Origin of the sequence: Comamonas sp. wu1-DMT (genome assembly GCF_040187805.1) — a bacterium.
Lineage (GTDB): Bacteria > Pseudomonadota > Gammaproteobacteria > Burkholderiales > Burkholderiaceae_C > Comamonas > Comamonas thiooxydans.
Genome location: NZ_JBANEM010000027.1, coordinates 31160 through 56042, shown reverse-complemented (window position 1 = coordinate 56042; position 24883 = coordinate 31160). Strand labels below are relative to the sequence as shown.

Here is a 24883-nt window from a genome sequence, read left to right as displayed (position 1 = left end):
GCCGAAGTGCTTGGACAGCACGGTAGCGATAGCAGCAGTCAGGGTGGTCTTGCCGTGGTCAACGTGACCGATGGTGCCCACGTTCACGTGGGGCTTGGTACGTTCGAACTTTTCTTTTGCCATGATTTCTCCGAAAGAGCAAAAACCTGTGTGATGTTTAAGGTCTGCATCTCATTGCTGACTCGCCCCGCACAGGAAACAGGACGGCATGGGATCGCAGACCGGCAAAAATCGCGGCAATCCTCAAAGGACTGCCGCGATTGGAAGCCGTAGATTATGACGGATTCGTCAAACCTGCGTCAATTACTTGGCGCGGGCAGCAACAATGGCTTCAGCCACGTTACGAGGAGCTTCAGCGTAGTGCTTGAACTCCATGGTGTAGCTGGCGCGACCTTGAGTCATGGAACGCAGCGAAGTGGCGTAGCCGAACATTTCGGACAGAGGCACTTCAGCCTTGATGGCCTTGCCGCCACCAACCATGTCGTCCATACCCTGAACCATGCCGCGACGCGAGGACAGATCGCCCATCACGGTACCGGCGTAGTCTTCGGGCGTTTCCACTTCCACAGCCATCATGGGTTCCAGGATGACGGGGTTGGCCTTGCGGGCAGCTTCCTTGAAACCGAAGATAGCGGCCATCTTGAACGCCATTTCGTTCGAGTCCACATCGTGGTACGAACCGAAGGTCAGACGAACCTTGACGTCCACCACAGGGTAGCCAGCCAGCACGCCGGAAGTCAGCGCTTCGATCACGCCCTTCTCCACCGCAGGGATGTATTCGCGAGGAACCACACCGCCCTTGATTTCGTCGACGAACTCGAAGCCCTTGCCGGCTTCCTGGGGTTCCAGAGTCAGAACCACGTGGCCGTACTGGCCCTTACCGCCGGACTGGCGAACGAACTTGCCGTCCACGTCCTTGACCGTGCTGCGGATGGTTTCGCGGTAGGCAACCTGGGGCTTGCCCACGTTGGCTTCCACGTTGAATTCGCGCTTCATGCGGTCAACGATGATTTCCAGGTGCAGTTCGCCCATACCGGCGATGATGGTCTGACCGGATTCTTCGTCGGTACGCACGCGGAAGGAAGGATCTTCTGCAGCCAGACGCGACAGAGCGATACCCATCTTTTCCTGGTCGGTCTTGGACTTGGGTTCCACAGCCTGTGCAATCACGGGCTCGGGGAACACCATGCGCTCCAGCACGATAGGCGCAGCGATGTCGCACAGGGTTTCACCGGTGGTCACGTCCTTCAGGCCCACGCAGGCAGCGATGTCGCCAGCACGGATTTCTTCCACTTCCACGCGATCGTTGGCCATCATCTGCACGATACGGCCGATACGTTCCTTCTTGCCCTTGACGGCATTCAGAACGGTCTCACCCTTGGACAGAACGCCAGAGTACACGCGCACGAAAGTCAGCTGGCCCACGAAGGGGTCGGTCATCAGCTTGAAGGCCAGAGCCGAGAACTTCTCAGCATCGTCAGCCTTGCGGCTCAGCTTCTTCTCTTCGTCATCGGGGTCGGTACCGGTAACGTCAGGAATGTCCACAGGAGCGGGCAGATAGTCGATCACGGCGTCCAGCATGCGCTGCACACCCTTGTTCTTGAACGCGGTGCCGCACAGCATGGGCTGAATTTCGGTGGCCAGGGTACGGGTACGCACGCCGAGCTTCACTTCTTCTTCAGTCAGAGTACCTTCTTCCAGGTACTTGTTCATCAGCTCTTCCGAAGCTTCGGCAGCGGCTTCCACCAGGTTTTCACGCCACTTGTTGGCGGTTTCCACCAGCTCGGCGGGGATGTCCTGGTATTCGAACTTCATGCCCTGGGAAGCTTCGTCCCAGATGATGGCCTTCATCTTGACCAGATCGACCACGCCCTGGAAGTTTTCTTCAGCGCCGATTGGGATCACCACGGGCACAGGGTTCGCGTTCAGGCGAGTCTTCATGCCTTCATAGACCTTGAAGAAGTTGGCACCGGTACGGTCCATCTTGTTCACGAAGGCCAGACGAGGCACCTTGTACTTGTTGGCCTGACGCCACACGGTTTCGGACTGGGGCTGCACGCCACCCACAGCGCAATACACCATGCAAGCACCGTCCAGCACGCGCATGGAACGTTCCACTTCAATCGTGAAGTCCACGTGACCGGGGGTGTCGATGATGTTGAAACGGTGTTCTGGGTAGGACAGATCCATACCCTTCCAGAAGCAGGTCACTGCAGCGGAAGTGATGGTGATACCACGCTCTTGCTCTTGCTCCATCCAGTCGGTGGTGGCAGCGCCGTCGTGCACTTCGCCCAGCTTGTGGGTCACACCGGTATAGAACAGGATACGTTCTGTAGTGGTTGTCTTACCTGCGTCAATGTGAGCGGAAATACCGATGTTGCGATAGCGCTCAATGGGGGTCTTGCGAGCCATGATGGATCCTTGCTTGATCGTATGGGAGTACTGCCGGCCCCGCATTGTGCGCAGGAGGCAGCAGCTCTATATGGGGGCGCTCAGAATCGACACAAGGCCGCAGCAAGTTTTTGCATGCGGCCCTGTATCTCGAGCGAGATTCCGATTAGAAGCGGAAGTGGCTGAAGGCCTTGTTGGCTTCGGCCATACGGTGCACTTCGTCACGACGCTTCATGGCGCCGCCACGGCCTTCCGTAGCTTCCAGCAGCTCGTTGGCCAGGCGTTGAGCCATGGACTTCTCGCCACGCTTGCGGGAGGCTTCCTTGATCCAGCGCATGGCCAGAGCCAGACGACGGACGGGACGCACTTCCACGGGCACCTGGTAGTTGGCACCGCCAACACGGCGGGACTTCACTTCAACCATGGGCTTGACGTTGTTGATGGCAACAACGAAAGCTTCCAGAGGGTCCTTGCCGGGATGCTTCTTCTCGATCAGGTCCAGAGCGCCGTAAATGATGCGCTCAGCAACCGCCTTCTTGCCGCCTTCCATGATCACGTTCATGAATTTGGACAGCTCTACATTGCCGAACTTGGGATCCGGCAGGATTTCACGTTTGGGGACTTCGCGACGACGTGGCATTTTTTACCTCTATCTTTGCTTCAGTTGGCATCTTTTCAGATACCGCGAGAGCTATTCAAAACTCTCACTTACTCGACCCGCACAAAACATTCGTGCTCAGGGCCACTACGTTTGACCGCGCCAGTCAGGCGAATCAAACACCGTTTGTTTTCAAAAAACCAGGGCTGATTACTTAGCCTTAGGCTTCTTGGCACCGTACTTGGAGCGAGCTTGCTTACGGTCCTTGACGCCTTGCAGGTCCAGGGAACCGCGCACGATGTGGTAACGCACACCGGGCAAGTCCTTCACACGACCACCGCGCACCAGCACAACGCTGTGCTCTTGCAGGTTGTGGCCTTCACCGCCGATGTACGAAATCACTTCGAAACCGTTGGTCAGACGAACCTTGGCCACCTTACGCAGAGCCGAGTTAGGCTTCTTGGGAGTGGTGGTGTACACACGAGTGCACACGCCACGGCGTTGGGGGCAGTTTTCCATAGCAGGGCTCTTGGATTTAACAACTTCGACCGTGCGGCCCTGACGCACGAGTTGGTTAATGGTTGGCATTAATTAAACGTCCCTAAACGTGAATTTGCTTCGTGAAAGCAAAAGGTTTATCCGCAGCAACAGATGCCGATGCGGAAACGTGAATCCCTTCGGAAATTCCGAAAAGCCCTCGAATGTACCAGCTTGTGCAAATCAGCACAACTCCCCGCCGACAATAGCCCTGCCGGCAGCAAGATGCTTTGCATGGCACATCAAAGTGCTCTCACCGGCAGGAGCTACCTCCTACCGGCCCGGGAACTTACTTGATCCAGAGGCGGATGGTGTCCCACAGACGGCCGAAGAAGCCTGCCTGCTCGACGGCCTCAAGCGCTACCAGCGGCACCTCGGCCACCACATCCGCACCCGACTTGACCTTGAGCACCCCCATGGACTGCCCCTTGGCAATGGGTGCAATCAGCGGATCCTGGCGCACCACCTCGGTGGTCAGCTTGCCGCCGGTGCCCGAGGGCACGGTCACCACCACGGCGCCGTCGGCCTTGCCGATCTTGACGGCATTGGCAGCGCCCTTCCAGACGGCGGGAGTGGCCACGGGCTGATCGGAATCAAACAGCTTGACGGCATCGAAAGCGGTGTAACCCCAGTTCAACAGCTTCTGGCTTTCGTTGGCACGCGCCTTTTCGCTGGCCGTTCCCAGCACGATGGACAGCAGGCGGCGCTGACCCACATTGGGCAGGTCACGCTTGGCCGTGGCCACCAGGCAATAGCCGGCGGCATTGGTATGGCCGGTCTTCAGGCCGTCCACGGTGGGATCGCGGAACAGCAAGGCATTGCGGTTGCTGCCGTTGGAGGCAGGCGTGCCGGGATAGCTGTATTGCTTGGTGGAGTAGTAGTGCATGTACTCAGGGAAGTCATGCATCAATCGCTGGGCCAGTATGGACAGATCACGCGCCGTCGTCAGGTGACCGGGCTCGGTCAGTCCTTCGGGGTTCTTGTAGCTGGTGTTCTTCATGCCCAAGGCCTTGGCCTGGTCATTCATCATCTTGACGAAGTTCTCGGCCGTGCCGCCCACGGCCTCGGCCAATGCCATGGTGGCATCGTTGCCGGACTGGATGATCATGCCGCTGAGCAGGTCATTGACGGGCACCTGCATCTTGGGGTCGATGAACATGCGCGAGCCGGGCATCTTCCAGGCGCGCTCGCTCACGGGCATGCGCTGCTCCAGCGTAATCTTCTTGGAGCGCAAGGCATCGAACACCACATAGGCCGACATCAGCTTGGTCAGCGATGCCTGCTCGACGGGAGCATCGACGTCCTTGGCGCCCAGCACCTGGCCGGCAGTGACGTCCACCAGCAGATAGTTGCGGGCAGCAATTTCGGGAGGAACAGGGGCCGCCACCTGTGCCATGGCAAACACGGGCGCCACTGCGGCAGCAACGGCCAGAACACGCAGTGTGGAGTAGATGGGCTTCATGAAGAGGACTCTCGCTAAAGCAAAGGTAAGCGCGGTGATTTACCGTCGGAAACGGCCAAAGCCAAGGATATACCTCGGCCTGGCGCTATGAAAAGGGAGTTAACCAAGACGGGGCAGCAATTCACGTGCGTCAAGGTGTGGGAAATGGCTCTTACAGGGACTTCAGGTGGCGCACCACCAGGCTCTTGAGCAGCGGCAATTGTCCGTGAAAGAAATGGCCGACCTGCGGAATCACGGTAACAGGCAGTATCTGCGGGCGCGCCCAGTCCATCACGGCGGACAGCTCGACGGTGTCGTCCGCCTCGCCGTGGATCACCAGGGTCTGGTCATGGGCCTCGGCAGGCACGGGAGCCACTTCGAAGCGACTGGCGGCGGTGCCGACCAGCACGGCCTTCTGCACCCGGCCCGTACCCCAGAGTTGGGCCAGCGCATGGCTGGTGACGAAAGCGCCGAAGGAAAAGCCGGCCAGAGCTACAGGGCCTTCGGGAGCCACCTGCTGCACCACGGCCAGCAAATCCTGCAGCTCGGCCTTGCCGGCGTCATACTCGCCGGCACTAGCGCCCACGCCGCGAAAGTTGAAACGCACGACCGTGTAGCCGCACTGAACAAAGGCACGCGCCAGGGTCTGGACCACCTTGTTGTCCATGGTGCCGCCAAACAGCGGATGCGGATGGGCGATGATGGCCACGCCCTTGGGGCTCTGGCCTTCGACCAGTTGCGGCGCATCGCGCAGGGCCTCAATGGCACCGGCGGTGCCGGTGAGCGTCAGTCGTTCGGTCTGGGAATTCACGATTGCTATCCTAGTTGTAGCTTTTTGCGCTTGCTGTAATTGGGCTGACGCTTGAAAACGCTTAAAGTTCCTGAAAAAGCAAGCCCAAAGTCGGCCGCACCATGCAAGAGCCGCCTTGCCGCAAGCCTGTCGGGACGGCCAAAGGACTCAAGGCAGCCAGATCAGCGCCCCACGCTTTCGGGCAGCACCAGGCGCTCGACCACCTTGCCGTGCTTGAGATGGGATTCGACGATTTCATCGATATCGCTGTCGTCGATGAAGGTATACCAGACGGCTTCGGGGTAGACCACGGCCACGGGACCGCCGGCGCAGCGATCCAGGCAGCCGGCCTTGTTCACACGCACCAACCCCTTTCCGGCAAGCCCCTCTTCCTTGACTTTGCGCTTGCAGTGGTCAAAGCCCGCCTTGGCGCCATGCAGAGCACAGCAGTCCTCACCGTTGGGACGCTCGTTCAGGCAAAAGAAGATATGACGCTGGTAGTAGCCGCCGGCCTGGTCTTGATTCTGGATGTCGCTCATGGTGGATCATTCTAGGCAGGCTGTTGGCGGCGCGAGAGTCGAATCACTACATACGCCAGTGTCACGTAAGGCCAGAGCCAGCCCAGCCATTGGCCCAGACCGTAGAAGCGGATGAAACGGCCTTGCTCCCAGGCCTGCAGGGTCTGGGCGAAGTACACGTTCGTCGGCGCCTGATTGAGGATGCTCAGATGCAGCACCAGCACCAGTAGCAATAGCACGGCGCACATGCTGCGCGAGGCAGGCAATGCAATCACGGCCAAGCCCAGCCCACCCCAGACACCCAGGCGCACCGGCAGATCCACCCACTCCCAGGCATGGGCCGGGCCCCAGCTCAACGCGGCCGACAGCGCTGTCACCCCCACCCCTGCCGCCACCAGAAGCAGTCCGGCCAGCGCGCGGCGGCCCATATGACGCACGGCGCAGTAGGCCAGCAGGCAGGGAATCCACAGCCCCAGCATTACGCATAGCATCTCCGTCACCAGCGACAGCGGCGTCATGGCGAAATCGCCCAGCGGCAGCCAGTCTTCAAACGGCGTGTTCAGCAGCCAGTCCTGCAAGGTGTCGTCGATGCGCTCCAGCACCTGGCCCAGACCAAACGGCACGGCCGCCGGAAACAGCAGCGCAAACGGCCACAGCGCCAGCAGCACCAGCACGCCAGCACCGCCCTCGCCCAGCCACTGGTTGCGAAATGCACTCCAGCGCGAGAGAGCCCCCAGCCTCTCCAGCAGCGCAGCCAGCAGGGCACCGATCAAGGTGCCGCCGGCATTGAGCACCAGATCCAGATTGGACGGCACGCGGCGCGGCAGATAGATCTGCAGAAACTCCATGCACAGCGACAGCAGCGTGCCGGCAAGAAAAGCCAGTGGCACGGCCAGCCTGGGCTGGCCCGAGCGCATCAGGGCCAGCGCCAGGAAAAAGCCCAGCGGCGCATAGCCGACGATATTGGTGTTGACGTCGAACCAGGTCCAGTAAGGCGGCGGAATCCTCGCGAACAGGAACACGCTGGGATCTATGCCCTGGGCGCGCCAGCCGTCGAAGGGGAACAGGCTGGCAAAGACAATGAGCAGCCCATAAACCAGCGCCAGCGGCCAGGCCGAGGTATGGCGCATGGAAATCACCGGCACCGCGGAATCGGACACAGTCGCCTCCTACTCTCAGCGCAAGATTCAGAAGGGCTTGACCACCACCAGAATCACGGCAGCGATCAGCAGCAGCACCGGCACTTCGTTATAGAAACGGAACCAGCGATGGCTTTTATGACAGGTGTTGTCCGCCAGCTTGCGCAGCAGCACGGCACAGCTGTGGTGGTAGCCGATGACCAGCAGCACCACGGCCAGCTTGGCATGCAGCCAGCCGCCCGCGAAGCCCCAGCCCAGCCACAGCCACAGGCCCAGTCCCAGCGCGGGCACGGCCAGCATGGTGGTGAAGCGCAGCAGCTTGCGCGCCATCAGCAGCAGGCGCTCGCGTTCGGCCACCGAGCCCGGCGTGACCATGGCGATGTTGACAAAGATGCGCGGCAGGTAGAACAGACCAGCAAACCAGCTGGCGACAAAAACGATGTGAAAGGCTTTGACCCATAGCATGGAGCCAGTGTAAAGGCCTGCGCTGCGCCACAGCCGCTGCGCGCCGCGTCTTTACCTCGGAGCTCGGGCCCAGTCGCGCCGGCCGTCATGGAATAGTCACGCAGCTGCAAGCCAAGCCATGACGAATGGGGCACAATTTTCCCCATGCATTTGTCCAGCCCTACTCCTTTTCCCCAGAACCGTCCGCGCCGCCTGCGCCGCGATGCTTTCACCCGCAATCTGGTGCGCGAGAGCGTGCTGACGCCGCACGACTTCATCTACCCCGTGTTCGTGCATGAAGGTCAGAACAAGCGCGAGGCCGTGCCCTCCATGCCCGGCGTGGACCGCCTGAGCCTGGACCTGCTGCTGCCCGTGGCCGAGGAATGCGTGAAGCTGGAGATTCCCTACCTGGCGCTGTTCCCCGCCATCGAATCCAGCCTCAAGACCCCCGACGGCAAGGAAGCCCTGAACCCCGACGGCCTGATCCCGCGCGTGGTGCGCGCGCTGAAAAAGGAATTCCCCCAGCTGGGTGTGATGACCGACGTGGCCCTGGACCCCTACACCAGCCACGGCCAGGACGGCATCCTCGACGAGAGCGGCTACATCATCAACGATGACACCGTGGAAGTGCTGGTCGGCCAGGCCCTGACCCATGCCGAAGCCGGTGTGGACATGGTGGCCCCCAGCGACATGATGGACGGTCGCATCGGCGCCATCCGCGAGGCCCTGGAGTTGCAAGGCCATATTCACACCCGCATCATGGCCTATAGCGCCAAGTACGCCAGCGCTTTTTACGGCCCCTTCCGCGACGCCGTGGGCACACGCGGCGCCCTGGGCAAGGCCGACAAGAATGTCTACCAGATGGACCCTGCCAACACCGACGAAGCCCTGCGCGAGGTGGCTCAGGACATCGCCGAAGGCGCGGACATGGTCATGGTCAAGCCCGGCATGCCGTATCTGGACGTGGTGCGCCGCGTCAAGGACGAGTTCAAGGTGCCGACCTTCGCCTACCAGGTGTCCGGCGAATACGCCATGCTCAAGGCTGCAGCCGCCAACGGCTGGCTCGATCACGATGCCGTGATGATGGAAGCCCTGCTGGCTTTCAAGCGCGCGGGCGCCGACGGCATCCTGACCTACTTTGCCATCGATGCCGCCAAGAAGCTGCGCGGACTGTAACAAAATTGATAGCTGTCAGCGCAGGTCATGCTTGCGCCTGAGAGCATTTCAGGCATGATCTGACGGCCCGTGCAGCTTGCATGGGCCGTTTTTACATCTGCTTTTTGCACTGACATCGAGACTGCCTATTCCCATGCGCGTGCTGCATATCTCTCCCCTCTATGCCCAGCCTGTTGACGGACTGCCAACGCAGGCGGCAACAACGGGGTTTTACTGGGTCTCCTGCACACGCTCGGAACTGGAGGCTCAACTGCCGTCCATTCAGACCATGCTGACCAGGCTGGGCGGCTCCGCGCTCGTGGACCTGCATGTCTCCGACCTGTTGAATCCGGCAATCCCTTCCAATTACGACTACACCTCGGTGTACGACGTGCTGGTGTTCCGGCGCCTGGCCAACGCCCATCTGCCGCCGCTCAGCGGCAACCACGCCTCGCCCGCGTCAGCCGCGGCCTCACCGCCAGGCCTGCCTGCAGTGATGACAGGCACCGGCAGTGCGGCATCCAGCGCCCCGCCTCCATCGCACAACCCGGCCCACAGCGGCCAGCGCGAAGCGCCGGTGCTGCAACGCGTGGAAACCCAGCCCGTGGGCTTTGCGCTGTATGACCAGATCCTGCTGTCCGTGCATCCCGACGGCTGCTTTGTACTGGAAAACTTCTGGCAGCGCCTGATTTCCGGCCCCGCCAAGACTGACGGTCGCCAGGTCAGCAGCAAGATGCCCGTGGAGCCTGCGGACCTGATGCTGCGCATGGTCAACGGCATGGTGGACGGCTATCTGGATCTGCGCCGTACGCTGACGCGCCAGATCGATCACTGGCAGATGGCACTGCTCAAGCCCAACAAACGCTTCAGCAACTGGGCCAGCGTGCTCGATGTACGCCTGGCGCTGCACCAGCTGGATGAAATCTGCGAAGACCAGCGCGCCGCCGTGCAGGACTGGACCGAGGCACTGGAGGGCTGGCCGCCAGAGCACACCCCCGCGCGCCAACATGAACGCGAACTGCTGCGCGTGCGCTCGCGCGACGTGCTCGAACATATAGAGCGTGTGACCCACCATATTCACCGCATGGAGCAAAGCGCCGAGACCGCTGTGCAGATGCACTTTTCGGCGCAGAGCAACCGCGCCAACGACATCATGCGCACGCTGACCACGGTGACGGCCATCTTTCTGCCGCTGAACCTGATTGCTGGCATCTTCGGCATGAACTTCGAGTTCATCCCCTTCGTTCACAAAAAGGACGGCTTCATCTGGGCCCTGGTGGCCATGGTGATCATCACCGTGGTGCTGGTGGCCTATTTCTGGCGCCGCCGCTATCTGGAAAGCGAAGAAAAAGAATGACCCCCTGAGGCGCTTCCGCGCCTTCCCCCAAGGGGGACGACATCCTCGCTGCGCGGCGGCGCTTGCTTGATGTCTCTGATGGGGGACCGCCCAGCGGCAACGGACTTTAGATAAAAACAGTTGCTTGCGCTTATATATCAAGCACAAGCAGCTATGGTTTTTTATATCAACCCAGATGCTGGGCGAAGAAGGCCAGAGTGCGCTCACCTGCCAACGCTGCAGCGGCTTCGTTGTAGGAGCCGCGCTGGTCGCAGTTGAAGCCATGGTCGGCTTCATAGACATGGACTTCCACCTTGGACTGGGCCTTCTTGAAGGCTTCGACGGACTCCAGCGAGATGTAGTGATCCTTGCTGCCGAAATGGGCCAGCACCGGGCACAGCGCCAGACGGCTGGCTTCCAGTTCGCCCGTCATGCCGCCGCCGTAGTAGCAGACTGCAGCCGAGACGCTGGCCAGATTGCAGGCCGAGCGCCAGGTCATGAGGCCGCCCCAGCAAAAGCCCACCACGCCGATCTTGCCGCCAGGCACCAGAGTCGCCGCATGGGCCACGGCCGCTTCCACATCGCGAAGCGCGCCAGGCTCGGGCAGGGCTTCCACTGCGGTCTTGAGCGCAAAGCCGGCCTTCATGTCTTCTTCGCTATAACCCAGCTCCACATCGGGCTTGACGCGGGCAAACATGGCGGGCGCCACGGCCACATAGCCCTGGGCTGCGTAGCGGTCTGCCACGGAGCGGATATGCGAATTCACGCCGAAGATCTCCTGCAGTACCACGATGGCACCGCGTGCCTGGCCCTCGGGCATGGCCACATAAGCCGGGGTTTTTGCGCCATCCACGGCTGTCAGTTCAACAAAGCTGCCCATTGCGAAGCTCCTTAACATGGTTCAAAAGGGAAATCCGCGACGCGGCCGCCAGCAATGCTGTAATGGCTGATGCCGCGTCGATGATTCGGCCATTTTTTCACAGGAGTGTTGATGCAAGCTATCTCAGCCCCACAAAAGGCCGGCAGTCGCAAGAAGCCCCCCATGCCAGGAGGCGAGCTGTAATGGATATCAAGCCGCTGATCACCCTGGTCGCCATCATCAACCCGCTGGCCATCGTCCCGTTCTTCATCCACTACACGGCCGGCTTCGACGCCGAGCAGCGCTGGCAGACGATTCGCACCGCCGCCTTTGCCGCCTTCTGCGTGATTGCGGTCTGCGCCCTGCTGGGACTGCAGATTCTGCAGTTCTTCAATATCTCGCTGCAAAGCTTTCAAGTCGGCGGCGGCCTGCTGCTGCTGATCAGCGCGATGAACATGCTCAACGCCCGCCCCGCCGAAGACCGCCCCAACAATGCCACGCTGGCAGCCGGCGTCGAGAAGGCCGCCGAGGGCAACAGCATTGCCGTCGTGCCGCTGACCATTCCGCTGCTGACCGGGCCTGCCGCCATGTCCACCGTGGTGATCTATGCCGATCAGGCGCGCACCATCTGGCAGCATGTGGCACTGGTCGGTTATGGCGTGGTGGTGGCCGCTGCCATCATGGTCTGCTTTTCATTGGCCCACCCGATTGCCCGTGTGCTGGGCAAGACCGGCATCAATGTGATGACCCGGCTCATGGGCCTGATTCTGGCAGCGCTGGCCATCGAGGTGATGGCGGGAGGCCTGATCAAGATCTTCCCCATCCTGGCCTCGCCGGCAATATATCCTTGACCCCCTGAGCGGCTGCGCCGCTTCCCCCAAGGGGGACGGCAGCTTCGCTGCGCGGCGGCTCTTGCTCGCTGTCTCTCGCCTTATCGCGTGCCAGTTTCAGGCAGTTACCACTTCCATTTTTTCAGCTTCACCACAGGCACCACCACAGCCGGTGATCGGCTCTGCAGGCAAAGCCTCGGGCACCAGCACCGCGCCGGTCACCGGGTCAAAGCCCGCGCGGCGCATGTGCAGGGCCAGGGCGGCATCCATGTTCTGCGCATGGTGGCTGAACCACGGACCCAGCTCGGCCGCCATATGGCGGATCGTGGCCAGATCGCCCTGCCCGCCCTTGACCGCCCCCTCGCGCAGCACGGCCAGCACCACCTTGTGCTGCTGGCTGTGGCAGTTGCCCGTGGCAAAGCCCGTGGTCTGCATCCAGCGGTCTTCCTGATCGAAGTGCTGCTGGGTATGGGCAATCAGCTCGTCCCAGAGCGCGCACAGCTGCTCGTCGCCCGCAGCTTCCACCTGGGCCAGCAGGGTGACGAACTCTTCATGCACCGCGTCCATGACGGGAAAATCCAGGATGAGAGCGGCATTCCATTCGAGGCTGGCCATGGCAGTTCCTTGTGCGAGGTTGAGGAACTGGCAGCTTAAGAACAAGGCCCGGCCCGGCCATTGACCCACATCAGCAAAGCAGCTGCCCGCGAGTAAGCAGGACTTGCCCGGAATCAACAAAGCCCTGCATGGCAGGGCTTTGGGAGCGGAAATGCCTGGGACTGGTCGGGCCCTAGCGCCCGTAACCCTGCAACCAGCGGCTGAGCTGGGCAGCCGCCTCGTCCACGGCGCGTGCCATGGCCTGGGCACCGCCGGCTGCGTCGGCCGAGGCCGCCGGAACTTCGACCGTGAACACCTTCTGGCCCAGCAACTGGTTGCCTGCACTCTCGCCGGCACCGATCAGGCTGGCGCTCAGGCGCAGCAACGCACGGCTGTTGCTGGCGTTGTCGAAGACCTGGCTGAACTCGTCCACCGTCACGCGCAGCTGCGCAATCGAGCGCTTGTCGGCCTGCAGGGGGCGGACATTATCCTTGCCCGAAAGCACGGGGCGCTCCAGCCCCAGGCGCATGCGCAGGCGCTGCTCCACCATCTGAGCGGGAGGCAGGCTCCAGCGCGCGTTCTGGTAGGCACGCAGTTGCTGGCTGTCGCTGTAGTTCAGACGGTAGAACATGGCCGTCAGGCCCTCGGGCAACCCCGGCGCCTGGACTTCGGCCAGCACCAGCGGTACCGGCGCCACGGAGGGTGCGGCCGCATTCGCGGCCGGCACTGCCAGGTCGGCCATGCCCAGGTCATATCGCACCGGTTGCGTGGGTGCCGTGGGCAGGCCCGAGCAGGCGGCGAGCGCCAGTACCAGGGAAGAAGCGCCCAGCAATCGCCATGCTCCGCGGCCGGTGAGTGAAATCTTTGTGTCTGCCATATTGATTCCTTTGGGACTTAGGCCAGTCAGAATGAGTAGCAGGCATTTCCATCGAAAAGCTGCCTGCCCGATCCGAATTGGCGCAAGTCGTGTCCTTGTTGCTTCTTCACTTGGCCGGAGCCACGAAACCGGGCTCGCCGGGGCCTGGCAAGCCCATTCCCTGGCCGTAGATGACGGATTGCGGGTTGTCATTGAAGCGGCCCGCGGCCGCGCCCATGCTGCGCGCGGCGCGCGAGACATCGTCGGCCGCGCCGTTCATGCGCGGCAAGGTGCTGCGCCCCAGCGACTCGGCCGCCTGCGACAGGGCCTGCGTGCCCTCGGCAATCTGCTGCAGCGGGCCATCGGGGGCATTGACCTTGCGCACGGTCTGCTGCAGATCGGTCGCCACGCCCGTGGCGGCATTGCCGGCCTTGGTAAGGGACTGCAGGGTCTGGTGCGCATCTGCCGTGATCTGTGGAAAGTCCTTGGCCGTCTTGTTCATGGTCTCGGCCAGATCCTTGATCCCGCCGGATGCGGCAGCGATATTGTCGAGCGCCACGCTCACCCGCCTCTGGTTGTCCTCACCCAGCATGGAATTGAGGCGGCGTGAAATTTCGTCAACCCGCTCCAGCAGCACCGGCCCCTGGTCGGCCAGCATGTTCAGCGGCGATGACTTCATGGGCAAGCGCGGCAGGCCGCTGGGCCCGGGCTTGAGCGGTTGCGAAGACTTGCTGTCATCGTCGAGCTGGATATGGGCCAGCCCCGTCACTCCCTGATAGCCGAGCTGGGCGTAGGTGGCCGGCGTGACCGGCGTGTCCTCGCCCACGGCAATGCGAATCAGCACATTGCCGGAAATCTGCGGATCAAAACCGATGCGCACCACCTTGCCCACGGGCACGCCCTTGTAGCGCACCGTGGCCTGGGGCTGCAGGCCGCTGACTCCGTCCTTGGTGGACATTTCATAGAGCTGGTATTCGCGGTTGTCGCGCGTCAGCCAGACGGCCAGCCCTGCCAGCAGGGTCGCCACCACCAGCACGAAGATGCCGGCAGCCATGGCATGGGACTTGTTTTCCATCAGCTTTCCTCTGCGGCCACGCCGCCTTGCACCGGGGCCATGGCACGGCGGCCACGCTCTCCCTGGAAGAAATGTTCAATAAACGGGTGCTTGATCCGGGCCACGTCGCGCGGAGCCCCGGTGAACAGCACTTTTTTCTCGGCCAGCACGGCCACTCGTGTGGACAGCGCGAACAGCGTATCCAGATCGTGGGTGACCATGATCACGGTCAGGCCCAGCTCTGCATGAATATCGCGCAGCAGTTCGCAGAACTCGTCCGAGCCCTTGGGGTCCAGCCCCGCTGTGGGTTCGTCGAGCAGCAGCAGCGGCGGATCCATCATCAGCGCGCGCGCCAGCGCCACACGCTTGATCATGCCGCCCGACAGGTCCGCAGGCATGCGCGAGGCATGCTCGGGCTTGAGGCCCACCATCTGCAGCTTGACCATGGCCGCATCGCGCACCACGGCATCGGGCAAGGTGCCCTGCTCACGCAGCGCAAACGCGATGTTGTCGAGCACGTTGAAGGCCGAATACAGCGCCCCCTGCTGGAACAGCATGCCCACCTGACTCGCCGCCAGCTCGCCGCTGATAACTTCGCGCGAGGGCCGGCCATCCACGGTCACCGTGCCGCGCGATGGCGAAAGCAGCCCCAGTATCTGGCGCAGCAGCACCGTCTTGCCCGTGCCGGAGCCGCCCACCAGGGCCAGAATCTCGCCCGGGTAGACATCGAAGTTCAAGTCCTGGTGCACGGCAAAGCGCGACTCGCCCTCGCCGAACTCGGTCCACAGGTCCACTGCCTGCACCAGGGGCTTCACATCCTGCGGCGGCGCGTAATCGCCCACGGCACCCTCGATACGGCGGTTGTGCATCACCTCTGTCATTGGCGTGCCCCCCGCTGCACGAGGCTTGCGCGACCCAAGCCAGAAACGCCGAGCAAGGGCCGCCCCGCAGCGAAGGTGTCGTCCCCTTGGGGGGAAGCGGCGAAGCCGCACAGGGGGTAGTTCATCCTAAAAGCCCACGTTTCTGAAGAGGATGGCAAAGATGGCATCCACGATGATGACCATGGTGATGGATGACACCACCGCCGCCGTGGTGCCGCGACCCAGGCTCTGGGTATTGGGCTCTACCTTCAGGCCCCAATGGCAGCCGATCAAGGCAATCAGCACGCCAAACACCACAGACTTGCCCATGGCCAGCACCAGATTGCCGACCTTCACGGCCGCAGGCAGGCTTTGCACGAAATAGGAGGGCGTGATGTCCATGGTCAGGTCCGCCGCGACCATGCCGCCAGCCAGTGCCGCAAGAATGGTCCACAGCGCCACCAGCGGCATGGACACGGCCAGCGCCAGCGCACGCGGCAGCACCAGCCGGTAACCCTGGGAAATGCCCATGACCTGCATGGCGTCGAGCTCCTCGGTCACGCGCATCACGCCGATCTGCGCCGTGATGGCCGAGCCGCTGCGCCCCGCCACCAGAATCGCCGCCAGCAGCGGCCCGAGCTCGCGGATCAGCGAAATGCCAAGAATGTTGACAATAAAGGATTCGGCCCCGAACTGACGCAGCTGCAGCGCCATCAGATAGGCCAGCACCACGCCGATCAGAAAGCCGACCAGCGCCGTGATCGGCAAGGCTGTCGCTCCCGTTGCATAGAGATGGCCCGAAATATCGCGCCAGGGGCCGCGAAGCGGGTTGCGCAGCAGGCGCAGGCAGTCCAGCAGCAACTGGCCGACCAGCTGGATCAAGTTGGAAAAGTGCCCGCAGGCATCGATCACCATCTGACCCAGCCGATTGACCTCGCACATCCATCCCGAGGGCTCGGGCTTGGACTCGGGCACTTCGCTGAACCTGGCCACACGCTCCAGCATGGAGCGCTGGGTCTTGGTCGTCAGCAGTTGGGCCGGCCAGGCCTTGCCCCATTGCTCCCACAGCAACTGGGCACCGATATGGTCGAACCAGACCATTTGCTGCAAATCCCAGGCCGCGCCCTTGGGCACGGCCCTGATCTGCGGCGCCAGCCGACGCCAGATATGGCGGTCGCCCAGCTCGGCGGCACTCCAGCGGCCCGCAGGCACGGCCCATTGCTGACCTTCGCGGGACTGCAGCGGGCATTGAGGTAGTTGGTCTGAGCTGGGCAAAGAAAAGCTTCCTAGGACATGGGGGAGACGGGCTGACCGCAGGGGCCAGCATAACGCGCCAAGCGAGGAGCATGCCAAACGCAGCACGTAGGCCGCTGCCGCATGCCACGCAATGATAGCGTTGCAATTTTTATCAAAAATCCGCGAAAGTCAAAACCAGCACTGCGCCGACAGCTTCCAAAACAGGAGTATGCGAGCGCTTTCCCTATCGACACCCGCAAGCTCATCACACCTAATGAACCAGCCTTTTTGCCCATGACTGCCTGATGCTCTGGCCTCTGCGCCTAGCTGTACCGGCCTTTTGATCTGCCCATGAGTGATACCCAGTTCGACTACATCGTCATCGGCGGCGGCACAGCAGGTTCGCTGCTGTGCAACCGTCTCACCCGCAACAAGAATCACCGGATTCTGCTGATCGAAGCCGGCGGCAAGGATGACTACCACTGGATCCACATCCCCGTCGGCTATCTCTATTGCATAGGCAACCCGCGCACCGACTGGCTCTATCAGACCGAGCCCGACCCCGGCCTCAACGGTCGCAGCCTGCGCTATCCGCGCGGCAAGACACTGGGCGGCTGCTCCAGCATCAACGGCATGATCTATATGCGCGGCCAGGCCCGCGACTATGAGCAATGGGCCGAGCTCACCGGCGACGACACCTGGCGCTGGGAGCAGGTCCTGCCGGCTTTCAAACAGCATGAAGACCATTGGCGTCTCGACGCCGGCGGCAGCGCCAGCGAAGAGTTCATGCGCCTGCACGGCAGCAAGAGCACCGGCGGCAGCGGCGAGTGGCGCGTGGAGAAGCAACGTCTGCGCTGGGACATACTCGACGCCTTTGCCCAGGCCGCGCAGCAGGCCGGCATCCCGGCCACCGACGACTTCAACCGCGGCTGCAACGAGGGCGTAGGCTACTTCGAGGTCAATCAGAAATCGGGCCTGCGCTGGAACACCGCCAAGGCCTTTCTGCGCCCCACCTGCTATGGCCGACCCAACTTCGAGATGTGGACCCGCGCCCAGGTGCGCCGGCTGATTCTGGAAGATCTGCCGGACGGCAGCCAGCGCTGCACCGGCGCCGAAGTCTGGACCGGAGAGGAGATGGTGACTGTGCAGGCCGGGCGCGAGGTGCTGCTCTGCGCGGGTGCGGTCAACTCGCCGCATATCCTGCAGCTGTCGGGCATAGGCCCCGGCGAATTGCTGCAGCGCCATGGGATGGCTGTGCGCCGCGATCTGCCCGGCGTGGGCGCCAATCTGCAGGACCATTTACAAATCCGCTCCGTCTACAAGGTGCAGAACGCCCAGACGCTCAACACCATGGCCGGCAGTCTCTGGGGCAAGGCGGCCATCGCCCTGGAATACGCACTCAAGCGCAGCGGCCCCATGAGCATGGCGCCTTCGCAACTCGGTGCCTTTACACGCAGCAATCCGGCATTGGCCCACCCCAATCTGGAATATCACGTGCAACCGCTGTCGCTGGATGCCTTTGGCGAGCCGCTGCACGACTTTGCCGCCTTCACCGCCAGCGTCTGCAACCTCAACCCCAGCAGCCGCGGCACGGTGCAACTGCAAAGCGCGGATTTCCGCCAGGCTCCGGCCATCGCACCCCATTACCTCTCCACGCAAGAAGACCGGCAGGTGGCGGCAGACAGCCTGCGCGTCACGCGGCGCATCGTCAGCCAGCCGGCGCTTGCGCGCTTCCAACCCGAAGAGTTCAAGCCCGGTGCTCAATACCAGAGCGACGAGGAGTTGGCGCGTCTGGCCGGTGATATCGCCACCACCATCTTCCACCCCGTGGGCACGACCAAGATGGGACGCGCCGACGACCCGATGGCAGTCCTGGACAGCCGTTTCAAGGTGCGAGGCGTGCAGGGTCTGCGCGTGGTCGATGCCGGCGCCATGCCCACCATCACCAGCGGCAATACCAACAGCCCGACGCTGATGATGGCCGAGAAGGCGGCGCAGTGGATTCGTGACGCGACCTGAAAAACGGCCGCTCGAAAGCCGAGCGATTCACTGCGACAAGCCCGTCAGCGCCCGAAATTCGCTCTGGAGCGCAAAGTCTGTACTAGCGAAAGAATCCCGCGCGGCATCATTCCCCATGAAGCAAAGTCCTCAGAGATCTTTTGCTTATAAGCATATGACGCTATTGTTTTTGAAATATCTCAAAACTCACAAGGATGTCACGAAACTTTCTGATTCATTTGTCAGACGTTTTTGATATAACCCAAGGGAATTCCCCAATGCACCACACAGGTGCAGCCCTTACATTCTCGTCACTCTCGCTGCTCCACGAAGCAGCATGGAGGGCCGAGGAGACAACTCGACACAACCAGACCAATACATATAAAAGCATCAAAGATGCGTTCAAAAGCGCCCCACAGTGGGCGCTTTTTTTATGCCTGCGCACAAGCTTGAGGCTGCGGTGCGACAATGCCGGCGCCATCCTCGGGCATTCAAGCCCGCTCTCCCCTGGCTTCTTCATCCCGCCTCCGGCAGCGCCGCCCAGCGGCAACGCGCGTTGCTCACGGCATGCACCAATTGCAGGCATTTGCTCCATGGAATGGATTCTTGTTTCCCTCGCCTCGGCCCTGGCCGGGTTTGTTGACGCCATCGTGGGAGGCGGCGGACTGATTCTGGTGCCGGCCATGTTTGCAGCCTTTCCCACCACCACGCCTGCCACGCTGTTTGGAACCAACAAGAGTGCCGCCGTCTGGGGCACGGCCATTTCCGCCTGGCAGTACAGCAAGCGTGTGCATATCACCTGGGCCACGCTGCTACCCGCCATCGGCACGACGCTGGTGGGAGCTTTTCTCGGAGCCTGGGCTGTCACATTGATTTCGCCCGATTTTCTGCGCAAGCTGCTGCCCTTCATCCTGCTGGGCGTGCTGGGCTACACCCTGGCCAAAAAAGAGCTGGGCCGCGACCACGAGCCGCGCCTGGCAGGCCGCACCGAGATGCTGACCGCCAGCGCCATCGGCCTGCTGATCGGTTTCTACGACGGCTTCTTCGGCCCGGGCACAGGCAGCTTCTTCGTGTTCCTGTTCGTGCGCCTGCTGGGCTATGACTTCCTCAACGCCTCGGCCAGCGCCAAGCTGCTGAACCTGGCCTCCAACGCCGCGGCACTGCTGCTATTCACTCTCAAGGGCCATGTCTGGTGGCACTTTGCAATTCCGCTGGCCGTGGCCAATGTGCTGGGCAGCATGCTTGGCACCTGGATGGCCTTGCGCCACGGCACGGGCTTTGTGCGCACGATTTTCATCGGCGTGGTCAGCCTGCTGATTCTGAAGACAGGTTACGACGCTTTTCTGCGTTAAACCATTACACAGCAAGCGTTAACAGCTATCAATTTATCAAGGTGCTGTTTCGTCGTCGGACAGCACCGAGATATCTTCCACACGACGCGGCGTGCCGATCGGTGCGCCTGCCTTGCCCTGGCGCACGGCAGCGATATCAGCCTCGCTGGGATAGTTGCCCACCAGCCAGTAGTCCAGTATGCGGCGTGCGATAGGCGCGGCAGCCGCTGCACCGAAGCCAGCATTCTCCACAATCACGGCCACGGCAATCCTGGGCGCTTCGGCCGGGCCGTAGGCGATATAGAGCGAGTGGTCGCGCTGGTACTCGGCCAGACGCGCAGCGTTGTACTTTTCCTTCTGGCCCACGCTCACTGCCTGGGCCGTGCCGGTCTTGCCGCCCGACAGATAGCTGGCACTGCCGAAGACGCCACGGCCCGTGCCGCCGGTCACCACTCCGACCATGCCGCGCTTGACGGCATCGACATTGCTCTGCTTGTAGCCCAGATTGACGGGTGCCGGCTGAACAATGGCCGTGCGCGTACCGGTGACGGAGTCGATCAGCTCCTTGCCCACATGGGGCGTGAAGCTCATGCCGTTGTTGACCAGCGTGGCCAGCGCATGCGAGAGCTGGAGGATGGTGAAGTTGTTGTAGCCCTGGCCGATACCCAGAGAAATCGTCTCGCCTGCAAACCATTGCTGCTGGGCTGCGCGCTTGTAGGTCTTGCGCTTCCACTCCTTGCTGGGCAGCACGCCGCGCACCTCGCCGGGCAGGTCGATGCCGGTGATCTGACCAAAGCCCAGCGGCTTCATGAAGTCGTGGATCGCATCCACGCCCATCTCGTTGGCCAGCGTGTAGAAATAGACGTTGCTGGAATGCTGGATGGCGCGCGCCAGATCCACCGGGCCCAGCGCATGGCCGGAACGGAAGGTGTGGCCGCCGAAAGTCCAGGAGCCACCGTCCTGGATCACCGTGCCCGGCGTGCGCTTGCCGGTCTCTATGCCCGCCAGGCCCATAAAGGGCTTGTAGGTCGAGCCCACGGGATAGGTGCCGCGCATGGAACGGTTGAGCAAAGGGCGGTCCAGCGATTCGTTGAGTGCCTTCCAGCTTTCCTGGTCGATGCCGTCGACAAAGAGATTGGGGTCGTAGGTCGGCTTGCTGACCATGGCCAGCACCTCGCCGTTGCGCGGATCCATGGCGATGGCCACGCCGCGGCGGTTGCCGTAGAGGTCTTCCACCATCTTCTGCAGCTTGATGTCCACCGATAGCTGCAGGCTGTGTCCCGGCGTGGCAGGGCGACTGCCCAGGCGGCGCACGGCATGGCCGCCAGCCGAGGTTTCCATTTCCTCCCAGCCGGTCTGACCGTGCAGCTGCAACTCATAGCTCTTTTCGGCCCCCAGCTTGCCCATGACCTCGGTGCCACGGTAGTTGGCCGCATCGTCGGAGTCGTCGATCTCTTCTTTTTCTCTTTGGTTGATACGACCGATGTATCCGATCAAATGGCTGCCGGTTTCCTTGAGCGGGTAGGTGCGGAACAGGCGGGCCTTGATATCCACGCCCGGAAAGCGATAACGCTGAGCCGCGAATTTGGCGACTTCCTCATCCGTCAGGCGCGAGCGGATCGGAATCGACTCAAAGCTCTTGGAGTCATCCATGAGCCGCTTGAACTTGCGGCGGTCGCGCGGCGTGATCTCTATGACCCCGGACAGCCCTTCGATGGTCTCGTCCAGATCCTCGACCTTGGAGCGTGTGATCTCCAGCGTATAGGCCGAGTAATTGGTCGCCAGCACCACGCCGTTGCGGTCCAGGATCTGGCCCCGGTTGGGCACGATGGGCACCACCGCCGTGCGATTGCTCTCGGCCCGCTCGGCAAATTCCTCATGGCGCTCGACCTGCAGCACCAGCAGACGCCAGACCAGCAGACAGAACGCCAGGAACACCACGCAGCCCATGACGACTGCACGCATCCGGAAGCGCTGCAGCTCGACTTCAGTGTTGCGAATCTCCATCATGCGCAGGCTCCCCGCACGCCAAGCCAGTGACTGCAAGCAAGGGCCGCCCCGCAGCGAGGCAGTCGTCCCCCCCCCGCGAAGCGAGAGGGGGAAAGGCGCGCAGCGACTCAAGGGGGCTTTCATCTACAGAGGCCGGTTTTCATCGCTGTCCGGCGCACGGCGCTGCGGCGCCAGCAGCAAAGCGCTGACCACAGGCCACAGCAAGGTCTCGATCACTGGAGCTATCAGAAACTCCAGCCCGGGGAAGATACCTCCCGTCGCCACACGCAGCAGAACCTGAATGCCGTGCGCCGCAGCAAACACCGGCAACAGGTGCAGGGCCTGCACAGGGCTCGAGAACCAGAGCAGGCGGCGACTCATCCAGCCCGTCACGAAAACCAGCAAGGTATAGGCCAGGGCATGCTGGCCCAGCAGCGAGGCCCGGTCCACATCCATGATCAGCCCCAGCACAAAGGCAATACCCAGGCCCACGCGCTGCGGCTGATTCAGACTCCAGAAGGCCAGCAGCAGCAGCAACATGTCCGGCAGCCAGACGATGCGGCCCAGCGGAAGCATGTTGACGGCCAGGCCTACCACCAGGGTGACGACGATGAACAGAGGATTGACCGGCAGCAACAGCTGCTGGCCGCGCGGCATGATCATGCGGGATCCTTTGCAGGCTTGGCGGCCTTGGTCCCCGCCTTCTCAACGGCGGCCTTCTCCTTTTCGGCAGCGGCCGCCTCCTTTTTGCCACGTGCCTTGGCAGCCCGGTCGGCCTTCTCGGCATCGGCCTGGGCCTGCATATTGGCGGCCTCGGGATGCTCGGTACGGCCCTGGGGCTTGAGCACCATCACATGGCGCACGCCCTGCACACGGCCCACGGGCTCGCAGTAGATGCGGGTAAAGGCCGAGTCGGCACGGCGGTCCACGGTCACCACCTTGGCCACGGGCAGGCCCGTGGGATAAAGCCCGTCAATACCGCTGGTGGTGAGCAGATCGCCCACCTGTACATCGGCGTTGCTAGGCATGAAGCGCAGCTCCAATCCGCCGGCGCGGGTCGAGGATGCATCGCCATAGGCGACGCTGCGCGCGCCAGTGCGCGGGTTGAAAACGGGAATGGCCTGATCGCGATCGATGAGCAGCGTGACCTCGGCACGCGTCGGATAGACGCGCGTGACCTGACCTATCACGCCTTTTTCATCGAGCACGGGCGAGCCCGGCGCAATATTGTCCGCCTGCCCCTTGTCGATCACCACGCGGCGCGTATAGGGGTCAGGACTGTCATAGACCACCTCGGCCACCTGCCCCGGCGTCAACGAGCGCTCACGCAACTCCAGCATGGAGCGCAGATGCTCGTTCTCCTTGATCAACTCGTCGGCCAGCTCGGCGCGCTGAGCCATGACGACCAGCTCCTTGCGCGCAGCATCCTCGCGGGCCACGGCCTGCTGCTGCACCTCGGCATAGCGGCTGGCGTTCTGATAGGCCAGCACGGGCTGGGCCACCAACCATTGCACGGGCGACAGCGCCACCGACAAGGCCGCGCGCACCGGCGTGGTGATCTTGAAGCGCGCGTCGGCCACCATCAAAAACAGCGCCAAGGCGCTGTAGAGGGCAAGCTGGGAAGTGCGCGAGGCCTGTTGCTTGAACAGTGATGGAGCGCGGTGGTCCAGGGTGTCCAGGCTCATGCGTGCTCCCGCGGCATGGCCGCATGCGCACGGCCTCCCGGATCAGAAGGAATGCAAAAAGAGAGCGCGGTATGCAGGCGTATCACGGACTCAGGCCCTGTTCATGGAAGTGGCTGCGGTACGCGCACTATGCCGCGTGCCGCAAAACACCACATTGCACAGCGATTAATCGCTGGTGAAGATGCTGCCCTGGCGATCCATGGTCTCCAGCGCCATGCCGCAACCGCGCACCACGCAGGTCAGCGGCTCCTCGGCCACCAGCACGGGCAGACCCGTCTCTTCGGCCAGCAGACGATCCAGATCGCGCAGCAGCGCACCGCCGCCGGTCAGCATCATGCCGCGCTCGGCAATGTCGGCGCCCAGCTCGGGAGGCGTCTGCTCCAGCGCATTCTTCACGGCGGAAACGATCTGATTCAGGGGGTCGGTCAGCGCTTCCAGCACTTCGTTGGAAGAGATGGTGAAGCTGCGCGGCACGCCTTCGGACAGGTTGCGGCCCTTGACTTCCAGTTCCTTGACTTCGGAGCCGGGGAAAGCCGAGCCGATCTGCTTCTTGATCAGTTCTGCCGTCGGCTCGCCGATCAGCATGCCGTAGTTGCGGCGGATATAGCTGATGATGGACTCGTCGAACTTGTCGCCACCCACGCGCACGGAGCCCTTGTAGACCATGCCGCCCAGCGAGATCACGCCCACTTCGGTCGTACCGCCGCCGATGTCCACCACCATGGAGCCGGAGGCTTCGGAAACGGGCAGGCCCGCGCCGATGCCGGCAGCCATGGGTTCTTCGATCAGGTACACGGCCGTGGCGCCCGCAGCTTCGGCAGCGTCCTTGATGGCGCGGCGCTCGACCTGGGTGGAGCCACAGGGCACGCAGATGATGATGCGGGGGCTGGGCGTCAGCACCGAGCGCGGATGCACCATCTTGATGAACTGCTTGATCATCTGCTCGGTAATCACGAAGTCGGCGATCACGCCGTCCTTCATGGGGCGAATGGCTTCGATGTTGCCGGGCACCTTGCCCAGCATGGCCTTGGCTTCGCGGCCGACAGCCTGAATCACCTTCTTGCCGTGGGGGCCGCCTTCGTGACGGATCGCAACCACCGAAGGTTCGTCCAGAACAATGCCCTTGTCTCGGGCGAAAATCAGGGTGTTAGCTGTGCCAAGGTCAATGGCAAGGTCGGTGGAGAAGTACCGACGGAAAGCTCCGAACATTCAGGGTCCTCTCAGGCACGGCTTGCGCATCGG

Annotated in this window: 24 protein-coding genes; 5 read left to right on the top strand and 19 right to left on the bottom strand. The window is 62.4% G+C overall.

The features are described 5' to 3' along the window. The 9 genes from V8Z78_RS24685 to V8Z78_RS24645 all read right to left on the bottom strand — a co-directional run. On the bottom strand, positions 1 to 123 hold a 123-nt coding region (locus V8Z78_RS24685; protein WP_349732329.1), incomplete at its 3' end, for a GTP-binding protein. A 180-nt stretch (positions 124 to 303) separates the two neighbouring features. Then, positions 304 to 2412, bottom strand: coding sequence for an elongation factor G (gene fusA, locus V8Z78_RS24680; RefSeq protein ID WP_003064006.1), 2109 nt, complete (start codon positions 2410 to 2412; stop codon positions 304 to 306). Positions 2413 to 2557: 145 nt separating this feature from the next. Further along, positions 2558 to 3031: a 30S ribosomal protein S7 gene (gene rpsG, locus V8Z78_RS24675; RefSeq protein WP_003059438.1), complete on the bottom strand. Its 474-nt coding sequence runs from the start codon at positions 3029 to 3031 to the stop codon at positions 2558 to 2560. A 168-nt stretch (positions 3032 to 3199) separates the two neighbouring features. Continuing rightward, positions 3200 to 3577, bottom strand: a complete 378-nt coding sequence (gene rpsL, locus V8Z78_RS24670; RefSeq protein ID WP_003059441.1) for a 30S ribosomal protein S12 — start codon at positions 3575 to 3577, stop codon at positions 3200 to 3202. Between the two features lie 238 nt (positions 3578 to 3815). Then, a complete protein-coding gene (locus V8Z78_RS24665; protein WP_314353208.1) occupies positions 3816 to 4988 on the bottom strand; it encodes a D-alanyl-D-alanine carboxypeptidase family protein in 1173 nt (390 codons plus the stop codon). Positions 4989 to 5139: 151 nt separating this feature from the next. Further along, positions 5140 to 5778, bottom strand: coding sequence for an alpha/beta hydrolase (locus V8Z78_RS24660; RefSeq protein ID WP_003064008.1), 639 nt, complete (start codon positions 5776 to 5778; stop codon positions 5140 to 5142). A 161-nt stretch (positions 5779 to 5939) separates the two neighbouring features. Beyond that, on the bottom strand, positions 5940 to 6296 hold the full coding sequence (locus V8Z78_RS24655) for a (2Fe-2S) ferredoxin domain-containing protein (protein ID WP_003064010.1): 357 nt from the start codon (positions 6294 to 6296) through the stop codon (positions 5940 to 5942). Positions 6297 to 6307: 11 nt separating this feature from the next. After that, entirely contained in the window at positions 6308 to 7405 is a 1098-nt protein-coding gene (locus V8Z78_RS24650) for a VanZ family protein (protein WP_034357922.1), read from the bottom strand. A 57-nt stretch (positions 7406 to 7462) separates the two neighbouring features. Beyond that, positions 7463 to 7879, bottom strand: a complete 417-nt coding sequence (locus V8Z78_RS24645; protein WP_003064013.1) for a CopD family protein — start codon at positions 7877 to 7879, stop codon at positions 7463 to 7465. 144 nt (positions 7880 to 8023) lie between these two features. Here V8Z78_RS24645 and hemB point away from each other — a divergent pair, with 144 nt between their 5' ends. Together hemB and V8Z78_RS24635 are read left to right on the top strand one after the other, a co-directional pair. Then, positions 8024 to 9034 carry a porphobilinogen synthase gene (gene hemB / locus V8Z78_RS24640; protein WP_046460298.1) on the top strand — a complete coding sequence of 337 codons (1011 nt, stop codon included), beginning with the start codon at positions 8024 to 8026 and terminating at the stop codon, positions 9032 to 9034. A gap of 133 nt (positions 9035 to 9167) precedes the next feature. Beyond that, entirely contained in the window at positions 9168 to 10370 is a 1203-nt protein-coding gene (locus tag V8Z78_RS24635; protein WP_349732328.1) for a magnesium transporter CorA family protein, read from the top strand. Positions 10371 to 10536: 166 nt separating this feature from the next. Here V8Z78_RS24635 and V8Z78_RS24630 read toward each other — a convergent pair whose 3' ends face one another. After that, the gene (locus tag V8Z78_RS24630) at positions 10537 to 11229 is read right to left on the bottom strand and encodes a dienelactone hydrolase family protein (RefSeq protein ID WP_349732327.1); all 693 of its coding nucleotides are present in this window, start codon (positions 11227 to 11229) and stop codon (positions 10537 to 10539) included. Between the two features lie 182 nt (positions 11230 to 11411). On the opposite strand from V8Z78_RS24630, the gene V8Z78_RS24625 reads away from it, so the two are divergent. Continuing rightward, a complete protein-coding gene (locus V8Z78_RS24625; protein WP_003059455.1) occupies positions 11412 to 12059 on the top strand; it encodes a MarC family protein in 648 nt (215 codons plus the stop codon). A gap of 96 nt (positions 12060 to 12155) precedes the next feature. Here the strand turns inward: V8Z78_RS24625 and V8Z78_RS24620 are convergent, their stop codons facing one another. From V8Z78_RS24620 to V8Z78_RS24600, 5 genes are all read right to left on the bottom strand, one after another. Beyond that, positions 12156 to 12653, bottom strand: coding sequence for a hemerythrin domain-containing protein (locus V8Z78_RS24620; protein ID WP_003070423.1), 498 nt, complete (start codon positions 12651 to 12653; stop codon positions 12156 to 12158). A 172-nt stretch (positions 12654 to 12825) separates the two neighbouring features. Continuing rightward, complete coding sequence (locus V8Z78_RS24615; protein ID WP_003070420.1) at positions 12826 to 13509, bottom strand: ABC-type transport auxiliary lipoprotein family protein; 684 nt, start codon at positions 13507 to 13509, stop codon at positions 12826 to 12828. A 106-nt stretch (positions 13510 to 13615) separates the two neighbouring features. Then, positions 13616 to 14563, bottom strand: a complete 948-nt coding sequence (locus tag V8Z78_RS24610) for an MlaD family protein (protein WP_057094413.1) — start codon at positions 14561 to 14563, stop codon at positions 13616 to 13618. Next, positions 14563 to 15423, bottom strand: coding sequence for an ABC transporter ATP-binding protein (locus V8Z78_RS24605; protein WP_003070417.1), 861 nt, complete (start codon positions 15421 to 15423; stop codon positions 14563 to 14565). The genes V8Z78_RS24610 and V8Z78_RS24605 overlap by 1 nt, the downstream gene beginning before the upstream one ends. 126 nt (positions 15424 to 15549) lie before the next feature. After that, positions 15550 to 16677 (bottom strand): MlaE family ABC transporter permease, encoded by a 1128-nt coding sequence (locus V8Z78_RS24600; RefSeq protein WP_003070415.1) that lies wholly within the window; start codon positions 16675 to 16677, stop codon positions 15550 to 15552. Between the two features lie 312 nt (positions 16678 to 16989). On the opposite strand from V8Z78_RS24600, the gene V8Z78_RS24595 reads away from it, so the two are divergent. Then, positions 16990 to 18657: a GMC family oxidoreductase gene (locus V8Z78_RS24595; RefSeq protein WP_046460296.1), complete on the top strand. Its 1668-nt coding sequence runs from the start codon at positions 16990 to 16992 to the stop codon at positions 18655 to 18657. 572 nt (positions 18658 to 19229) lie between these two features. Beyond that, positions 19230 to 19988 carry a sulfite exporter TauE/SafE family protein gene (locus V8Z78_RS24590; RefSeq protein WP_003074636.1) on the top strand — a complete coding sequence of 253 codons (759 nt, stop codon included), beginning with the start codon at positions 19230 to 19232 and terminating at the stop codon, positions 19986 to 19988. A gap of 36 nt (positions 19989 to 20024) precedes the next feature. On the opposite strand, the gene mrdA is transcribed toward V8Z78_RS24590, so the two are convergent. The 4 genes from mrdA to V8Z78_RS24570 all read right to left on the bottom strand — a co-directional run bounded on the left by mrdA (position 20025) and on the right by V8Z78_RS24570 (position 24850). Continuing rightward, a complete protein-coding gene (gene mrdA, locus V8Z78_RS24585) occupies positions 20025 to 21977 on the bottom strand; it encodes a penicillin-binding protein 2 (protein ID WP_003070410.1) in 1953 nt (650 codons plus the stop codon). A 123-nt stretch (positions 21978 to 22100) separates the two neighbouring features. Then, positions 22101 to 22619 carry a rod shape-determining protein MreD gene (mreD, locus tag V8Z78_RS24580; protein ID WP_046460294.1) on the bottom strand — a complete coding sequence of 173 codons (519 nt, stop codon included), beginning with the start codon at positions 22617 to 22619 and terminating at the stop codon, positions 22101 to 22103. Next, complete coding sequence (mreC, locus tag V8Z78_RS24575) at positions 22616 to 23641, bottom strand: rod shape-determining protein MreC (protein ID WP_046460293.1); 1026 nt, start codon at positions 23639 to 23641, stop codon at positions 22616 to 22618. The genes mreD and mreC overlap by 4 nt, the downstream gene beginning before the upstream one ends. 165 nt (positions 23642 to 23806) lie before the next feature. Beyond that, positions 23807 to 24850, bottom strand: a complete 1044-nt coding sequence (locus V8Z78_RS24570; protein WP_003059473.1) for a rod shape-determining protein — start codon at positions 24848 to 24850, stop codon at positions 23807 to 23809. Positions 24851 to 24883: the final 33 nt, after the last annotated feature.

Bases quoted from the DNA above. Each gene is read 5' to 3' on its own strand.
- V8Z78_RS24610 (WP_057094413.1), bottom strand. From the start codon at position 14,563: ATGGAAAACAAGTCCCATGCCATGGCTGCCGGCATCTTCGTGCTGGTG.
- V8Z78_RS24615 (WP_003070420.1), bottom strand. From the start codon at position 13,509: ATGGCAGACACAAAGATTTCACTCACCGGCCGCGGAGCATGGCGATTG.
- hemB (WP_046460298.1), top strand. From the start codon at position 8,024: ATGCATTTGTCCAGCCCTACTCCTTTTCCCCAGAACCGTCCGCGCCGC.
- rpsG (WP_003059438.1), bottom strand. From the start codon at position 3,031: ATGCCACGTCGTCGCGAAGTCCCCAAACGTGAAATCCTGCCGGATCCC.
- V8Z78_RS24605 (WP_003070417.1), bottom strand. From the start codon at position 15,423: ATGACAGAGGTGATGCACAACCGCCGTATCGAGGGTGCCGTGGGCGAT.
- V8Z78_RS24665 (WP_314353208.1), bottom strand. From the start codon at position 4,988: ATGAAGCCCATCTACTCCACACTGCGTGTTCTGGCCGTTGCTGCCGCA.
- V8Z78_RS24655 (WP_003064010.1), bottom strand. From the start codon at position 6,296: ATGAGCGACATCCAGAATCAAGACCAGGCCGGCGGCTACTACCAGCGT.
- V8Z78_RS24650 (WP_034357922.1), bottom strand. From the start codon at position 7,405: ATGCGCCATACCTCGGCCTGGCCGCTGGCGCTGGTTTATGGGCTGCTC.
- V8Z78_RS24620 (WP_003070423.1), bottom strand. From the start codon at position 12,653: ATGGCCAGCCTCGAATGGAATGCCGCTCTCATCCTGGATTTTCCCGTC.
- mreD (WP_046460294.1), bottom strand. From the start codon at position 22,619: ATGATCATGCCGCGCGGCCAGCAGCTGTTGCTGCCGGTCAATCCTCTG.
- V8Z78_RS24630 (WP_349732327.1), bottom strand. From the start codon at position 11,229: ATGGGCAGCTTTGTTGAACTGACAGCCGTGGATGGCGCAAAAACCCCG.
- V8Z78_RS24645 (WP_003064013.1), bottom strand. From the start codon at position 7,879: ATGCTATGGGTCAAAGCCTTTCACATCGTTTTTGTCGCCAGCTGGTTT.
- V8Z78_RS24570 (WP_003059473.1), bottom strand. From the start codon at position 24,850: ATGTTCGGAGCTTTCCGTCGGTACTTCTCCACCGACCTTGCCATTGAC.
- V8Z78_RS24590 (WP_003074636.1), top strand. From the start codon at position 19,230: ATGGAATGGATTCTTGTTTCCCTCGCCTCGGCCCTGGCCGGGTTTGTT.
- rpsL (WP_003059441.1), bottom strand. From the start codon at position 3,577: ATGCCAACCATTAACCAACTCGTGCGTCAGGGCCGCACGGTCGAAGTT.
- mreC (WP_046460293.1), bottom strand. From the start codon at position 23,641: ATGAGCCTGGACACCCTGGACCACCGCGCTCCATCACTGTTCAAGCAA.
- fusA (WP_003064006.1), bottom strand. From the start codon at position 2,412: ATGGCTCGCAAGACCCCCATTGAGCGCTATCGCAACATCGGTATTTCC.
- V8Z78_RS24595 (WP_046460296.1), top strand. From the start codon at position 16,990: ATGAGTGATACCCAGTTCGACTACATCGTCATCGGCGGCGGCACAGCA.
- mrdA (WP_003070410.1), bottom strand. From the start codon at position 21,977: ATGATGGAGATTCGCAACACTGAAGTCGAGCTGCAGCGCTTCCGGATG.
- V8Z78_RS24635 (WP_349732328.1), top strand. From the start codon at position 9,168: ATGCGCGTGCTGCATATCTCTCCCCTCTATGCCCAGCCTGTTGACGGA.
- V8Z78_RS24625 (WP_003059455.1), top strand. From the start codon at position 11,412: ATGGATATCAAGCCGCTGATCACCCTGGTCGCCATCATCAACCCGCTG.